The sequence below is a fragment of the Sphingobacterium pedocola genome (assembly GCF_015209965.1).
GTDB lineage: Bacteria > Bacteroidota > Bacteroidia > Sphingobacteriales > Sphingobacteriaceae > Sphingobacterium > Sphingobacterium pedocola.
Genome location: NZ_MU158693.1, coordinates 237,817 through 255,093, shown reverse-complemented (window position 1 = coordinate 255,093; position 17,277 = coordinate 237,817). Strand labels below are relative to the sequence as shown.

12 protein-coding genes are annotated in these 17,277 nt (G+C 38.5%); 8 read left to right on the top strand and 4 right to left on the bottom strand.

Going from position 1 to position 17,277, the window contains the following annotated elements; translation table 11 throughout:
* Positions 1-150: 150 nt before the first annotated feature.
* Entirely contained in the window at positions 151-2,889 is a 2,739-nt protein-coding gene (locus C4F40_RS20690) for a 2-oxoglutarate dehydrogenase E1 component (RefSeq protein WP_196941328.1), read from the bottom strand.
* 378 nt (positions 2,890-3,267) lie between these two features.
* On the opposite strand from C4F40_RS20690, the gene C4F40_RS20685 reads away from it, so the two are divergent.
* Positions 3,268-3,981 (top strand): 3'-5' exonuclease, encoded by a 714-nt coding sequence (locus tag C4F40_RS20685; protein WP_196941327.1) that lies wholly within the window; start codon positions 3,268-3,270, stop codon positions 3,979-3,981.
* Positions 3,965-5,872, top strand: a complete 1,908-nt coding sequence (locus C4F40_RS20680; protein WP_196941326.1) for a DUF294 nucleotidyltransferase-like domain-containing protein — start codon at positions 3,965-3,967, stop codon at positions 5,870-5,872. Before C4F40_RS20685 ends, C4F40_RS20680 begins: the two co-directional genes overlap by 17 nt.
* 3 nt (positions 5,873-5,875) lie before the next feature.
* Here the strand turns inward: C4F40_RS20680 and C4F40_RS20675 are convergent, their stop codons facing one another.
* The gene (locus C4F40_RS20675) at positions 5,876-7,045 is read right to left on the bottom strand and encodes a deoxyribodipyrimidine photo-lyase (protein ID WP_196941325.1); all 1,170 of its coding nucleotides are present in this window, start codon (positions 7,043-7,045) and stop codon (positions 5,876-5,878) included.
* Between the two features lie 177 nt (positions 7,046-7,222).
* On the opposite strand from C4F40_RS20675, the gene C4F40_RS20670 reads away from it, so the two are divergent.
* The 5 genes from C4F40_RS20670 (at position 7,223) to C4F40_RS20650 (ending at position 14,051) form a co-directional block, all read left to right on the top strand.
* The gene (locus C4F40_RS20670; protein WP_196941324.1) at positions 7,223-8,083 is read left to right on the top strand and encodes a Rossmann-fold NAD(P)-binding domain-containing protein; all 861 of its coding nucleotides are present in this window, start codon (positions 7,223-7,225) and stop codon (positions 8,081-8,083) included.
* A 77-nt stretch (positions 8,084-8,160) separates the two neighbouring features.
* On the top strand, positions 8,161-9,999 hold the full coding sequence (locus tag C4F40_RS20665; protein ID WP_196941323.1) for a UbiD family decarboxylase: 1,839 nt from the start codon (positions 8,161-8,163) through the stop codon (positions 9,997-9,999).
* Between the two features lie 268 nt (positions 10,000-10,267).
* Complete coding sequence (locus C4F40_RS20660; protein WP_196941322.1) at positions 10,268-10,954, top strand: ATP-binding cassette domain-containing protein; 687 nt, start codon at positions 10,268-10,270, stop codon at positions 10,952-10,954.
* A 61-nt stretch (positions 10,955-11,015) separates the two neighbouring features.
* Positions 11,016-12,350 carry a dihydroorotase gene (locus tag C4F40_RS20655; protein WP_196941321.1) on the top strand — a complete coding sequence of 445 codons (1,335 nt, stop codon included), beginning with the start codon at positions 11,016-11,018 and terminating at the stop codon, positions 12,348-12,350.
* A 192-nt stretch (positions 12,351-12,542) separates the two neighbouring features.
* Positions 12,543-14,051, top strand: a complete 1,509-nt coding sequence (locus C4F40_RS20650; RefSeq protein WP_196941320.1) for a M14 family zinc carboxypeptidase — start codon at positions 12,543-12,545, stop codon at positions 14,049-14,051.
* Positions 14,052-14,108: 57 nt separating this feature from the next.
* Here C4F40_RS20650 and C4F40_RS20645 read toward each other — a convergent pair whose 3' ends face one another.
* Together C4F40_RS20645 and C4F40_RS20640 are read right to left on the bottom strand one after the other, a co-directional pair.
* Entirely contained in the window at positions 14,109-15,161 is a 1,053-nt protein-coding gene (locus C4F40_RS20645) for a dipeptide epimerase (RefSeq protein WP_196941319.1), read from the bottom strand.
* 4 nt (positions 15,162-15,165) lie between these two features.
* Positions 15,166-16,389 (bottom strand): C40 family peptidase, encoded by a 1,224-nt coding sequence (locus C4F40_RS20640; protein WP_196941318.1) that lies wholly within the window; start codon positions 16,387-16,389, stop codon positions 15,166-15,168.
* A gap of 198 nt (positions 16,390-16,587) precedes the next feature.
* On the opposite strand from C4F40_RS20640, the gene msrA reads away from it, so the two are divergent.
* Positions 16,588-17,103, top strand: a complete 516-nt coding sequence (gene msrA, locus C4F40_RS20635) for a peptide-methionine (S)-S-oxide reductase MsrA (protein ID WP_196941317.1) — start codon at positions 16,588-16,590, stop codon at positions 17,101-17,103.
* The last annotated feature ends 174 nt before the right edge of the window (positions 17,104-17,277 follow it).

Below are 17,277 nucleotides of genomic sequence, written 5' to 3'. Positions count from 1 at the left end.
TATATGCAATTATAATTGCGCTGAATATAAATACAAATTTATCGGTTTACCTTCGGTAAGGACCCTCGCCTTAGGTGAGAGCGATTCTCCTCTGTTTTTGAGTACTTAGTTTACCGAAGAAATATACGACATTAGGGTTTAATATACTGTTTATTCAAATGATTTATTAATTATTGCTTCTTGTTGTGCCACGTGTTTTTTCATATACCCTGTCGCGGTGCTACCACTTTCGGTACGTGCGATGACATCTGTAAATTCGATGTTTGTTTTTCGCAACTTACGACAGTAGTAAGGCCACGCACCCATATTTTCATTTTCTTCCTGTACCCAAATAAATTCTTTTGCTTTGCTGTATTTTTTGCGAATAGCTTCCAATGCTTTAACGGGCGTAGGGAATAGTTGCTCAATACGAATTACAGCCACGTCTGTACGTTTTTCATTTTGTTGCTTCTCAAGTAAATCGTAATAGATTTTTCCAGAACAGAATAACACGCGTTTTACCGAAGGTGCTTTTACATTGTTGTCATCAATTACTTCTTGAAAAGTAGTTTTTGTGAAATCGTCTATTGATGAAACCACTCTTGGATGACGTAATAAACTTTTTGGTGTAAAAACGATCAGCGGTTTACGGAAATCGCGTACCAATTGACGTCTTAATAAATGAAAATAGTTAGCTGGGGTAGTACAGTTGGCCAACACCATGTTGTCATTAGCACACAATTCTAAGAAACGTTCGATACGTGCTGAAGAGTGTTCCGGTCCTTGTCCCTCCATACCATGTGGAAGCATCATGACCAAACCGTTTGAACGTTTCCATTTTGTCTCCGCACTACTCAAATACTGGTCGACGATGATTTGAGCGCCGTTGTAAAAATCTCCAAACTGTGCTTCCCAAACGGTTAAAGATTGTGGATTAGCCGATGCATATCCGTATTCAAATCCAAGGACAGCATATTCTGACAGTAAAGAGTTGTAAATATTGAATTTTTCTCCGCCATTCACTTGAGCCAGAGGTACATATTTCTCTTCGGAATCTTCCAGCGTCAATACAGCATGACGATGTGAAAATGTACCTCTTTGAACATCCTGTCCGGAGATACGTACACGCTTACCTTCATTCAATAAAGTGGCATAAGCCATCAATTCTCCCATCGCCCAATCGTATGAGTCTTTTTCGATCATAGTTGCACGATCTTCAAATAATTTGGAAATCTTGCGGAAGAACTTTTTATCTTTTGGAAGAGCCGTAATTTTTTTTGCTAGATCTAAGAACGTTTCAGATGAAACTGCAGTATCGGCCGTTTTCCAAATGTCAGCTTTTTTAGCGGGGTATAACCCCTTCCAAGCTCCACCAAACATTGGAACTTCCTCTTCAAGATTGATGACCTTCTTAGCCGCATCCAGTTGTGTTTGAAGATAATCTTTGAATTCTTTTTCTACTTCTTTCGAATAAGTAGCGTCAATTGTACCATCACTGATTAATCTTTTAGCATATACTTCCTTCGGATTCGCATGTTTCTCGATAGCTTTGTATAGCAACGGTTGCGTAAACTTAGGTTCATCCGCTTCATTGTGTCCATAACGACGGTAACACAATAAATCGATGAAAACATCAGTTTTGTACTTTTGACGGTACTCTACCGCGAGATTAATCGCATAAACAACTGCTTCTGCATCATCACCGTTTACGTGGAATACAGGAGAAGAAGTAATTTTTGCGACATCTGTACAATAGGTACCCGAACGGGCATCTTTATAGTTGGTCGTGAAACCCACTTGATTGTTGATGACAATATGAATGGTACCTCCTGCACGGTAGCCTTCCAGCTTAGACATCTGAGTCACTTCATACACCACGCCTTGACCAGCGATAGCAGCATCACCATGAATTAGAATCGGAGCAATCTTTGAAGAGTCTCCGTCGTATTTCATATCGATTTTAGAACGAACCATCCCCTCGACAATCGGATCGACAGTTTCTAAATGCGATGGGTTTGGAGCGAGACTTAAGTGAATTGTTTTACCTGAATCTGTTTTGATATCGGAAGAATAACCTAAATGATATTTAACATCGCCACCGAATTGTAATTCAGGATCTTCTTCAGCATACATTTTACCCTCAAATTCAGAAAAGATTGTCTTGTAAGGTTTACCCATAATATTGGCCAATACATTCAGACGACCGCGATGCGCCATACCGATCATGAATTCTTGAATGCCAAGATTTGCTCCTTGTTCAATAACCGAATCAAGGGCTGCTATCAAGCTTTCAGCTCCTTCTAAAGAGAATCTCTTCTGACCTAAAAATTTAGTACCTAGAAAACTCTCAAATACAACGGCTCGATTTATTTTTTGTAGAATCCTGCTTTTCTGCTCCTTCGTATAATTGGGCTGGTTGCGATCGGCCTCCATTCTATCCTGCAGCCATTTCATTTTCTCAGGATTACGGATATATTTGAATTCAACTCCTATTGATCGGCAATATGTATCTTCGATTAATTGGCGGATTTGACGTAATTTCGCGGGTCCCAAGCCTATTTCAATCCCAGCATTAAAAACGGTATCCATATCAGCTTCAGAAAGTCCGAACGTTTCCAATTCCTTTCCGGGGTAGTATTTGCGGCGTTGGCGCACTGGATTAGTATCCGTAAACAAATGACCGCGATCTCTGTACCCGTGAATCATATTTAATACGTTGATTTCTTTTAAAGCATGTTCCGGGACATTTTCTACATCCACAGAACTGCCCTCCGCTTTCTGACCAAAGTCAAAACCTTCAAAGAACTTTTGCCAACCAAAGTCTACCGAATTTGGATCAGCTTTGTATGTTTGATATAACCCGTCAATATAACTTGAGTCGGCGTTACTCAAATATGTCAATTTATCCATTTATTTGTTGTAATCTATCGAATTCGCCAAAGTTATAAATAATAAAGCAGTTTTGGCTAGAGAAATTGAATATTTTGTATGCTCAAAATGTCATTATAAATCAATATTTCCGGCTGAATTTGAGTCGTTCAAAATCTCATAATATAATATTTTGAGGACTCACTTTTTTGTTGCAAAAAAAAACAAATTTGACTTTATGAAAATATAATTGTAAAATTGACAACTATACCGTTCGGCTTAGTTCGTAATGCCAGAAGTGACAGACAGGGAAAAAATCTTCTCATTGAACGTAGCTTTCGAATACACAATTTGTATTTCTGATTGCGTACCGGTATCCCTATCTTTATTAGAAGGATTGAGGTTTAAATCATATCAACGTTGAAGAATTATTTTCTATTTGTCGACACAGAAACATCAGGTCTTCCCAAGCGGTGGGATCAACCTTATTCGCTAAAAGGGAATTGGCCATTTTCCATACAAATTGCGTGGATTATCTTTGATAAAAATGGGGTAGAGATAAAAAGGGAAAACTATTATATCAATGAAAAAGATTTTAGCATTGACCCCTCAGCATTAAAAGTACATGGAATTACCCATCAGTTTTTGGAACAAAATGGCCAGCGCAGAAAAAAGGTAATGAATAAGCTCGCATATGATATCAAAAAATATGATCCTATTCTTGTGGGACATTTTATTGAATTAGATTTTCATATGTTGAGTGCGGACTTTTACAGATCTGGTATATACTGTCCTTTAGATGGGTACCCGTTATTTTGCACCATGCTTGCTAGTAAGCAGTATGTTGAAAATCCACGAGCTAAATTTTTAAGATTATCCGAATTGTACACCTATCTTTTTGATCAGTCTGTTAGCAATATACATAATGCGATAGTTGATGTGGAAATTACTGCGGCTAGTTTTTTCGAACTAGTGAGACGAGGTGATATAAACGATCAGATCATCGACGCGCATCAATCGTATTTTGCGCCGCAAAAGCCAACTAGAAGAACAGAAAATAGATGGGGCATGCTGATCTTATTTTTACTAATTCTTTTATTAATCGTTTTTACATGCTATGAAAGACAAGATTGAACTCTTAAAAAAAACCAGACCATTCGATACGCTACCAATTGAAGTGATAGAGAGCGTAGCAGATGCGTTAACTGAAATTGTTTTTAAAAAGGATACGCTAGCTTATCGACAGGAAATAACAGAAATGATCGGCGTAGACATTCTAGTCGCAGGTGAATTTGAAACATTTTTCTTCGATGCCGCGGAAAATAAACGTTCCGTGGAGATACATCATTCTCCGTATTGTTTCGGAGGTATATCGGTTTTGTTAAATCGTACAAAAGCATTAAAATCTGTCATTGCTAAAAAAGGTACTCGGATTTATAGTCTTCCCCGAAAAGACTTTATGGATTTATGCAATGGATATGATGATTTTTTTCAGTTCTATACCACTAATTTTGGCAAGCGCATGTTAGATGAAGAGTTTGCCCACTTCTTCAAAAAGCCAGCCTCGTTTGAGGAAAGTTATATTGCATCTGAACAGTTTTACTCTAGAAAAATAGAAGGGATCGCCTATAAAGACATTGTATCGTGTAGTTTTGACACGCCGATTTTTGAGGCTGCGAAGCTAATGGCAGAGAATAAAGTAAGTTGTTTGTTTGTTAAAAATGAAAGTGAGACGATAGTAGGGTATGTTACGGACCTGACACTAAGAGACAACGTGGTAGCTAAATGCTTGGATGCAAACAGCAAAATAGGTAATATTATGGATAATCCGATTGTATCTATAGCCCATACCTCTTACCTCTACGATGCGGTATTGATGATGTTCCGTACAAAAACAAAATACCTATTGGTTGAACAGAATGGGAAATACGTAGGGTTTTTAAGTAGAAATAGATTACTGAGTGAGCACGCGCAATCGCCATTGGTTTTTATACAGTCGGTTAAATCAGCCTTAACGGTACAGGAGCTTACTGATAAATGGAAACGCGTGCCGCATATCGTTACCCAGCTTTTGGGTAGAGGGGTACATGCCGAAATAGTCAATCAGGTGATTACAACTATTGCGGATTCTATAGCTGTTAAAGTAATTGATAAAGTAATCGGGGAGATGGGGGAACCACCAGCAAAATTTGTCTTCATGGTAACAGGAAGTGAAGGGAGAAAGGAGCAGACCTTGAAAACGGATCAAGATAATGCTATTATTTATGAGGATAAGGCGAATGAGCAACGGGAATTGGTGAGAACATATTTCCTTGAGTTTGCAAAGCGGGTTTCGGACCAATTGAACGATATTGGTTTTGTGTATTGTAAAGGCGGATATATGGCCAGCAATCCACAATGGACACATTCACTCTCGCATTGGCAACGCAATTACAAGCAGTGGATAGAAGAATCTGTTCCTGAAAATGCGATTAAATTTTCTACCTTTTTTGATTGTCGTTTTTTATATGGAGATTATACGATAATATCACAATTAAAAGATTTTTTGGATAGCGAATTGCAAAAGCCAATGGGTAGATTCTTTGCCCATATCGGGAAAAACGCGCTACAGTACGAACCTCCTTTGACCTTTTTTAATACTATTAGGACGCAAATGATTGGTAAGTCAGAAGTGTTTAACATCAAAAATGCAATGACCCCCATTGTCGACTTGGTACGTGTATACGCCTTACAAAACAGAGTCTTCGAAGAAAATACGGGAGAGCGTATCAAAGTTTTAACACAAATGGATGTCTTTACCCAGCAACAATCGCATGAGCTTATGCAATCTTATTACTATTTGATGGGACTACGTTTAAAAAGTCAAGCCAACCAAATTATTATTGATAAGAAAACGCCTGATAATTATATTCCCATTGAAAGATTGACCAAAATAGAGCGAGTTACGTTAAAGGAAATTTTTAAAACTATTCAAAATTTCCAGTTAGGAATTAAAATGAGATTCACTGGTAATGTGTTGGGATAAAATTTACAGACTGGCTTTTTCCTTTTCCCAATCTTTAATCGATTTATTGTCTTTCTCACTCGTACCTTCTCCACCGATATGTGCCCAAAATCCGTAATTGGTAGCGGGAGCGTAATCGATAAGTTTTTCTTCGAACCAGGCGGCGCCCTCTAGCCACGGTTGTTGGTATTCATAAGTGAAAAATAAAGCAAGTGCTTCTCTTTGGATATAGGATATAATGCCTGTATTATTTAATTCTTCGATATAACTATTGATCGTTGCATTTTCCGTGTTACCTGTTGTCCAATTTTCTATTTTGACGGAATCCCGGTTTGAAGTATACTCGCTTAAAAAATACTTATTGGGATATTTTTTTAACATAAATCGGTAATAATCGCGCCACAATAGACGCTCAACAATCTTTGCAACCTGCTTTTTGTTGGAAGCCGTGATGCGCTTATTAATGTAGTGATAGGTATATACAGGAGATAAAGATCCAATAGCAAGAAATGGCGAGAGTTTTATGTACAAATCCTCATTACCCAATGGTTGGCTGAAGATAGAATTTAATTCCTCCATAGCGGCTTTTTCTCCGTAAGTGTAATGGGCGATCTCTCCGTGTTCAGGAAGCTCGGTTTTCTCTAAATGAGGAGGGATGGTAATCGAATCGATATCCGCCAATGGATTTCTAACGCTGCTTTCACGTTCTATTTTTTTCTTGAACACATTAAAGCTGTTCGGAATATCTTTTATAGGAAAAGGAAGATCCTCTTTATGATATAAGGTATGTCCGATAAAATGCTTTAGATTACGCTGTATCTTCCACAACTCCTCTTCAACTCTTTCCGAAATGGAAGTTTCAGTTCGTGCGATTTCACGATGATGGTACACCTCATCAACATCGTATCTTTGTACAAGATGAGGTATAATTTCCTCAGGTAAACCTTCGAAAGTCATTAAATCTCCTCCCAAAAATTGAAGTTTTTCTTTCAGGGAACGAACGGTATTCAAAATATATAATGACCTTAGTTCACCGGTGTTGGTATAACCGGATTGGTTTGTTTCATAATATCGTGGATCAAATATATACACGGGAATCACAAAATCTGCTTTCTCAATTGCGGCGTGTAAAACTTCGTTATCGTGTGTGCGAAGATCGTTTCTAAACCATACTAAGATAACCCGTTTGCTCATGCCTGCTTTACTAAATAGATTGTTTGAAAAACAACAAATATAGCGTATTTGAGCCATGTATTACCTACAAAGAATCAATATTGACACTATATAAACATTTAAAAGCAATTTGTAGCAGTCTAAAAACAAAAAGACCTTAAGCAAGGTTATCATTTCAATATATTGAAGTAAGAAATTATGGATATCTTGGTTTGTGGGTTGAATTCATATTTAGGAAAGGCCTGCGTGAGTTACATGCAAGATGAAACATGTCGTATTCACGGTTTAGTACGAGATGAAGTTCTTTTTAAAAAGAATATGGAATTGCCCGTAAGAGCTCGAATTAGTTCTGTGGATTTGATTAGAAAAGGATTGGATTTTGATTCCTTTCAAGCCCATGATCTTAAGTTGGCCTTCTACTTTACACAGATACCCGATTTGGACGATAAAATAGCGAAAAATTATGAGTTGTTGTCTCTTCGTAACTTTATTCATCTCTCGCAGAAAAACTCCTGCAATAGAATTATTTACGTCGGAAGGTTGTATGATAGGAGCCATCTAAAAGAAGTTGAACAACTTTTTCGAGAACTAAATGTTGTATTTACGATCTTATTAAAAGATATTGCCATAGGTGCCGGAACAACCTTCGATCGCTTTATGAACGAAATGTTAAAACATAAACTGGTTTTCTTATTCAAACCCCATTCATCAATTAAATTTAATCCCGTGTTGCTGAGCGATGTATTTAGATGGATCAAAAACATTGAATGGGGTACGTCTTTCATTAATCAGTATGTGGAGTTTGGGGGGGCTAAATTGATCGACTTTTACGACATCTTTAGAAAATATGCTGAGAAAAGAAAACCCGATATAAAATTTAAAATACTTCCGTTCACAAATAGACTGCTTCCTCAGCTATGTAACAAGTATTTCTATGGGATCAAATATGACCTTTATAGCGATTATATCCTTGAATTGAGTAAATCGCCCCCTGTAGACAATTCTATTTGGGAAAAGCAGTTCGATTTTAAATATACTTCCATTGACGAAGGAATTTAACCCTTATTATCTGCTCATCTTCGTACACTAAGCCAAATATTCTGCTATTTTTGTGATTCAACTACTGCGCAAAAAAAATGGGATATTCAAGTTTGGCGGCCTGTGTCGCTGATTTAGAGAAAAAGGGTCACTTAGTACGCATCAAGGAAGAGGTGGATCCATATTTAGAAATGGCCGCCATTCATATGCGTGTCTTTGACGTAGACGGGCCTGCTTTGCTTTTCGAAAATATTAAAGGATCCGAATTTCCCGCGGTTTCTAACTTGTTTGGGACATTGGATCGATCTAAATTTATGTTCCGCGACACATTAGATCATATCAAAAAATTAGTCGATGTGAAGATGGACCCCACAGCAGTGTTAAAAAACCCATTAAAATATATTGGATCTTCGGCGGTAGCATTAGGTGCATTACCTTGGCGGAAAAAATCGAATGCTCCAATCTTATACGGTAAAACTCACATCAGTAAGCTACCCCAGATAGTAAATTGGCCGATGGATGGTGGAGCATTCGTCACGATGCCACAGGTATATACGGAAGACATAATTAGTCCGGGTATTATGAAATCTAATCTGGGTATGTATCGTGTTCAGATCTCTGGAAACGAGTATGTTAAAGATGAGGAGATTGGTTTGCATTACCAATTACACAGGGGAATCGGAATCCATCAAATGAAAGCAAATGAATTAGGTAGACCGTTGAAAGTGAGCGTTTTTGTTGGGGGGCCGCCTTCACATCCGTTGTCTGCCGTGATGCCATTGCCAGAAGGATTGTCCGAAATGATCTTTGCAGGTGCATTGGGAAATAGACGTTTCCGCTATTTTTATGACGAAGAAGGGTTTTGCATTTCTGCAGATGCTGACTTTGTAATTACTGGAACCGTTTATCCTAATGAAACTAAACCCGAAGGCCCCTTTGGGGACCATATTGGTTACTATTCATTGACGCATCCCTTTCCGTTGATGAAAGTACACAATGTCTATCATAAAAAAGACCCTATTTGGTCTTTCACGGTGGTCGGACGACCTCCTCAAGAAGATACCAGCTTCGGCAATCTGATACATGAAATAACAGGAGCGGCCATTCCTAAAGAGATTAACGGCCTGCAGGCTGTACACGCTGTAGATGCCGCAGGGGTGCATCCGCTGTTGTTTGCGATAGGTAGAGAGAGCTACACTCCGTATCATAAAGTGGATCGACCGCAAGAAATTTTGACCATTGCAAGTCAGGCTTTAGGTAAGAACCAATTAAGTCTGGCTAAATACTTATTCATAGGAGCGATAGAAGATAATCCAAAACTAGATATTTACGATGTGAAGGGATTTTTTACCCATATATTAGAACGTATCGATTTATCCCGTGATCTGCACTTTCATACGAATACGACTATAGACACATTGGATTATTCGGGGGATGGATTGAATGCCGGTTCCAAGGTCGTATTTGCAGCAGCAGGTTCTAAAAAAAGGACGCTTGCTACTGAAATTCCGACGGATTTGGAGGTTCCTCGCCCCTTTAACCACGTGAAGATGGCTTTACCTGGAATTCTTGTCGTAGATGGAGAAGATTTTAGTTCCTATGAACAAGAAGAAATAATTTTGCACAACTGGTGCGATGCCATGCGTGAAATAAATTTTGAAGGTATTCAACTGATTGTATTGGCCGACGATGCTGCGTATACTGCCGAGAATATCAACAATTTTGTTTGGGTTACTTTTACACGTTCAAATCCGGCTTACGATATATATGGTGTAAATAGTTTTACAAAATATAAGCATTGGGGCTGTCACGGGCCTGTAATTATAGACGCGCGTCGTAAACCGCATCACGCACCTGACCTGATAAAGGATGAAGTAGTCGAGCGAAGAGTGGATCGACTAGGCGCGAAAGGAGGATCTTTATACGGGATTATTTAATACGGCTAAAAATGTACATTTATTGGAACTATTATAAAACGATACTTATTGTTAATGTTAGCCTTTCTGTAGCTTTTGGAGTGGGCTACTTCAGTATGTTGCCATATATCTTCGCAACTATAGGCTTTGTTTTATCCTGTTTTTTAGTGCAGTTCTTTGAAAATAATACGATGTACTTGTACTATAATTTAGGTTTTTCGAGAACAAAGCTGTTGTTGGGGGCGCTGTTATTTAATAGTCTTATCGCCTTATTCTTGTTAGCGATTATATGGATATAGATCAGAAGGAACTATATGTAGACTCGATTGAATTTAGTTATTCGAGTAACCAGCAATTGTTGAGTGGTGTATACTTGCATATAAAAGTTGGAGAAATTGTCGGATTGCTCGGACGTAATGGAAGTGGAAAGTCTACGCTAATGAAGATTATTTTTGGTACGCTGCGGCCTAAGTTTGCTTATATTCGACTCAATGGTAAACGTATACATGAAAAGACCTTCCTGACCAACGAACTATGTTATCTGCCCCAACAAAATTTTCTGCCTACAGCAAAAACTGTTGATAAGGTTGTCCATTTTATGGTGCGTGAAAAGAATAGTAGGGCGAAGTTTCAAGAGGATGGGATTTTAAAACCTATTTGGCAAACAAAAATTGCCGATCTTTCGGGAGGAGAATTACGTTATTTAGAGATCTTGTTATTGCTAAATCAAAAGGCGACATTCTTTCTGTTGGATGAACCATTCTCAGGCGTATCCCCCGTATATAAAGAAAAAATACAAAATCTGATTGTAAATCAGTGTGCTAAAAAAGGATTTTTGATTTCAGACCACGATTATACCAACGTATTGGCAATTAGTAATAAGATCTTGTTATTACAGAATGGTGGTTGCCGTATATTAAAAGACAAAAAGGAACTGGAATTATTTTATGTGCCTGAAGGTACTTTTGATACCTAATTTAAGGGGAACTCTAAATACTTTTATTAAGTTTGTAATAAGGATTAAATACGCAAACTTCATGTCGACCTTACTTATAAAAAATGCTCAAATTGTAAATGAAGGAACTATACAGGTTCAGGATATATATATCAAAAATGGACGTATAGAAATTATTGGAAATCAGATTGATAAACAGTCGGATAGGGAGATAAATGCAGATGGATTACACCTTTTGCCTGGATTAATAGATGATCAGGTGCATTTTCGCGAACCGGGATTGACCTACAAAGCCAATATCTTTACCGAGAGCCGTGCTGCAGTAGCCGGAGGGACCACTTCCTTCATGGAAATGCCCAATACGGTGCCCAATACATTGACACAGAAACTTCTTCAAGATAAATACGATATCGCACAGGATTCCTCATTAGCGAATTTCTCTTTCTTTATGGGGGCGGGTAATGATAATTTGGATGAAGTTTTAAAAACGAACCCTCGCGATGTATGTGGCGTAAAGGTCTTTATGGGATCTTCCACCGGAAATATGTTGGTCGACGATGAAACGGCGCTGGCAAATATTTTTAGAAATTCACCGACATTGATTGCAACACATTGTGAAGACGAAGCTACTATAAAAGCGAATTTAGCCAGTTATAAAGAACGATTTGGAGAGGCGATAACGATAGAAATGCACCCGCAAATTCGTTCAGCAGAGGCTTGCTACCTGTCTTCTGCTAAAGCGGTGGAGCTTGCAAAGAAGAATAATACTCGGTTACATATTTTACATATTTCAACCGGTCGGGAGACTTCTTTATTTGATAATACTGTACCGCTTGCTGAAAAAAGAATTACCGCTGAGGCATGCGTACATCATTTATGGTTTTCGGATAAAGATTACAGCACGAAAGGGAATTTTATTAAATGGAATCCAGCCGTTAAAACAACAGAAGATAGGGATCAAATTTTGAAAGCAGTCCTAGATGGTCATATTGACGTTATCGCTACGGATCATGCGCCTCATACATTGGAAGAAAAACAGCAATCTTATTTGCAAGCTCCATCTGGAGGACCTTTAGTACAACATGCTTTACTCGCTCTTTTGGATTTGGTGAAGCAAGGTAAGATGACGTTAGAACAGGTTGTTCAGAAAACAGCGCATAATACCGCTATTTGTTTCCAAATCGAACAACGCGGATTCATCCGTGAAGGTTATTGGGCCGATTTAGTTTTGGTGGATTTGAATAAACCATATACCGTGAAAACGGAAAATATTTTGTCCAAATGTGGTTGGTCTCCTTTTGAAAATCACTCATTTTCATCAACTGTTGAGCATACCATTGTCTCTGGGAATCTGGCTTACTCCAAAGGGAAAATCATTGAAGTGGGGACAGGTCATCGTTTATTATTTAATCGCTAATGGATAAAAGAACATTCCTAAAGACATTAGGATAGGAACAATTTCTGTGGGGACGAATTTTTGGCGCGGTGATTGAACAAATCATTAGAAAACAGGTTATATACATAATGAAACCGAGATGTAAATAATATTGACACACAGCGCAATGATTATTTACATCGAGCTCTGATCAACCATTGAAAAAATAAATAGATGAAATCACTCCTTGTCCTGTTAGCAATTACCGTCATCGCCTCCTGCGGTACCCGGCCTTCGTCAACCTCTGATTCAGATTTTTCAAAAGCAATGAAATTAGATACAACACAGTTTAATACCCTACATGAGAAATATAAAGAACCAGCTTTGTTTTATCGACGTTTTAAACATAGCGACATTGATTCGCTGATAAAAGTGCATGCACAAAATAAAGTGCTCCTCGTTGATCAAATAGGGAAATCCGTACAGGGACGATCGATCTATGAATTGACGTATGGTGAGGGAGATATTAACGTGATGCTGTGGTCGCAGATGCATGGAGACGAACCCACCGCGACCATGGCTTTATTTGACCTGTTTAATTATTTAGAAGGAAAAGATGACGGTGTATCTGAAATAAGAGACCTGCTTAAAAATAAATTGCGGATCCATTTTATTCCTATGCTCAATCCCGATGGAGCAGAAATTTATAATCGAAGGAATGCGCAAAGTATTGATCTAAATCGAGATGCACGGGCGGGACAGACCGTAGAAGGAGCGTTGCTTAAAGCCCGAGCGAAAACAATAGTTCCACGGTACGGGTTTAATCTCCACGATCAAAGTATATATTATAATGTGCCCGGAACTAAAAATCCTGTGACCATTTCGTTGTTGGCGCCGGCTTACAATGAAGCACGCGAGATCAACGACATACGTGAAGGTGCGATGCAGTTGATCGTAGGAATGAATGAAATCTTACAGCAATATATTCCTGATGCGGTAGCAAAGTACGACGATACCTATACGCCCAGAGGGTTTGGAGACAACTTCCAATCTTGGGGTGCAAGCACTGTACTTATAGAATCGGGGGGCTTAAAGGGAGATCCGGAAAAACAAGAAATCCGCAGATTGAATTTTATCATCATCTTGAATGCGTTGATTCAAATTGCGGAAGGAAGCTACAAAAGATACGAAGCAGCACATTATGAAGATATTCCGTTCAATGCTTCTCTTTTACATGATGTGGTTATACGGAACCTGTCTGTCGGGACTGATAGTATTGCATTGAAAACCGATATTGCTATCCGAAGAGGCGAAACAACGATAGGGAGAGATTATTTCGTGAGAGGAAGAGTAGAAGATATCGGTGATTTGCCTGAATCTATCGGTTATGATGAAGTCGACGCGGAGGGGCTCCATTTTGTTGCAGCAAAGGTGTCTAACGATGTGGTTAATGACATTTCCTCATTAACGATAGAGCAGGCTTACGCATTGTTAAAACAAGGATTTATGGCTATTTCTGTAAAAACAAGAGGAGCAACAAAAGAAAGTAGTTTACATGGTTTACCGATTCATTTATTTACGCAAAAGCAATTTTTCACGACATCTTCGATTGATTTGGGCGGAACCACCAATTTTTATTTAGGCGATTCATCCGGTAATTTGAAATATGCCGTTTTTAATGGTTATCTCATCGATTTGTCTAAGGACGTTAACTATTTGACATTTAAAAATAGAGTTCATTAAAAGATCGAAGGTCTAGCAAAATTTGCTAGACCTTCGATCTTTTAATATTGGAAATAGTTAATTTTTAATAATGCCAATGCCTGGTCGATCGGGTAATTTACAAATCCCATCAGTAACAATCATACCATTATAAATGTCGTTCCCGATTAACAGCGCTCCATCAAGATCTGCCCAATCTACCAAGGGAGCCAATTGAGATGCTGCTGATATGGCACATGATGTCTCTGTCATACAGCCCAACATCACCTTCATATCCAATGACCGCGCTAATTCAGCCATTCGTTTTGCTTCACGCATACCCGTACACTTCATCAGTTTGATATTGATCCCCGTATACACACCTTGAAGTTTGGTTACGTCCGACAAACGTTGACAACCTTCGTCTGCAATAGTTGGAATCGGAGAATGGTCGGTAAGCCAGGCATTATCGTCTATTTGTTCTTTCGGCATTGGCTGTTCCAAGAATACCACGTTTTGTTCAGCAAGCCAATACGCCATTTCTAATGCCTCTTCTTTGTTTTTCCAACCTTGATTTACATCAGCACACAGCGGAACGTCAGTAACCGAACGAATCGTATTTATGATCATCTTGTCTGTTGCCAGTCCCAATTTTATCTTCAGGATTTTGAATTGACTTGCTTCTGAAACTTTTTTACGAATCATCTCTTCGGTGTCAATACCTATTGTATAAGAAGTAGGAGGTATAGAATCTGGATTTAACCCCCAGATTTTATAAAATGGTTGGTTCATAATTTTCCCTAGCAAATCGTGTAACGCAATATCTATAGCCGCTTTTGCTGCGGTATTTTTTTCTGCGAGAGCGTCTACATGGTTTAAAATTTCTTCAGTTTGAAAAGGTGAGTTAAAAGATGACAAATCCAGTTGTTTTAGGAAGGAGATAACACTTTCTTGTGACTCACCTAAGTACGGTGGCATACTGGCTTCACCATACCCAATTATTCCGTCATATTCTAATTCCGTCAACACAACAGGTGTGGTGGTGCGACTGAAGGATGCAACGGTAAACACGTGTCGCATTTCCAACGTGTAGGGTTGGTATCTCAGGGTAAACTTCCCCATTTTTTTAGTTTCCCAATTAGATAAACTCATGGTATTAGTTTGAATAATATGAATGATCTTTAATATTTTTTATTTGCTCATCTTTTGCGCCGATATATCTTCTGGCAGCTACGACCGTACGTGTCTGGAAGTCGTCAAAGTTTTCGGCATCCTTTAGCATGGAATTGATACGAACTGTGCCGGCCGCATGAATAAATTCGCCATTGCCTAGGTAGAGGGCTACGTGGGTGATACGCGCATTTGGATGTTTATTTTTACCAGCAGCAAAAAATAGTAGATCGGAGGGATTTAAGTTCTTTAAGGCTAATTCAGGACTGAAATTTCCTTCTTCGTCCAAAATTTCGATTTGATCTCCCGCTAATACCTGCTGCGAAGCATCACGCGGAATTACAAATCCATTCATATAAAAGGATGTTTTTGTGAAACCACTACAATCCACACCTTTTACAGATGTACCTCCCCATAAGTAGGGCAGACCGAGCATGCTTTTTGCACTTAAAATGATATTTTCAGGTGTCGCTTGGCGGGAATTGACCCATTCGTCAAATAAAATGGCTTCATCCTTTAGAATATAAGCTATCCTTCCGTCAGGATATTCCACTTTATAATACCCATTTTCTTCCGTTGTCAAAGAAAGGATATCTCCATAAACTAAGTCTGAAACACGTTGACTACCTGTGTTGGCCGTGGAATAGGATCTTCCAAATTCTTCGATATAAATCAATTTCGGTTTTTTCTTCCAGGTACTCAGTTCTGTTTTCGTCATAGCGGTCACCGAGGAAGTTGGTACCCATGCAATATAACCTTCGGGCGTTCGAATGCGGAAGTCACCTCCATTTTTTTGCAATATATCTACCTGAGTCCCCAATAATACCTGGGTGGCCATTTCGGCTGCGTGACTCGGATGGGTGCGTAGATTGGCAACAGACAGATTTATTATTCCGCTTACCTTGTTGCTAACGCTACTATCAGGAAGTATGTTAAATGTAATTTTTGCCGCTAGAGTAGATAATTTCTGTTGTAAGGATGTAACTGCATCCTCCTCTGTCGTTTGGATAATATACTCGTTTCTCGATATATTTTTGGCCGCGATTTCTAGAATTTTCGTTCGCTTGTCAGGCGCTATTATTCGACTGTTTTCATTTATTATTTGTACAAGGTGATGATACTGTGTAGAATCATGTTGAGCTTTGGTCTCGTGAGTTATTCCTACGAAAAGCAGAAAAAAAAGCGCTAATACTATCTTGGGATTTTTCATAATCATAATGTTAAATTAAAGTTAGGTAAAAACGCAATAAAATGCGAATAAACTTAAAAAAGTTATTTGTTTTTGCGTATTTAATTTTAAATCATATATTAAGATGCAATGAATGTAGGGGGCATACAAATAACGTAGATAATATTTACATTTGTAATGTCCGTAAGAGAGCGGAACAGATAAGATAAATATGAATAGATGAAAGCAACATTTGGTGGAGGCTGTTTTTGGTGTACGGAAATCATTTTTTTAAACACAAAAGGTATCATTTCCGTTTTACCGGGATATATGGGCGGGAAACGGGAAAATCCTACTTATGAACAAGTTTGTTCAGGAGCAACTGGACATGTTGAAGTTGTCCATATTGAATTTGACGAAACGGTCCTCCATTTCGCGGATTTACTGGCGATATTCTTTAAAACACATAATCCGACCACGTTAAATAGACAGGGGGAGGATATAGGGACACAATATAGGTCCATTATATTTTATCATACAACAGATCAGAAGCTTCAATCTGAAAAGATGATTGAAGAGTTGTCGGAAGCAAACGTCTTCGAAGATTCTATTGTAACCGCGGTGGAACCTGCCCAACAGTTTTGGGTCGCAGAAGATTACCATCACAATTATTTTAATCGAAATCCGGAAAATCCGTTTTGTGAAGCTGTTATCGCACCCAAATTGCAAAAATACTTGAAATCAAATAATAAGTAAAGTGTAAAGTGTAAAGGTCAAACAAAGTGTTTAAAGGTCATTTCGACCGAAGGGAGAACCGAGCTTGCCAGCTCGCCGTAGGCAAATCTTTGGACGAATTTTAAACAGCTAATTTTCAGAAAGCTAAAAATAACCTGACCATAGATTTTGCTTCGCAGAGCCCTTCGGGGTTCT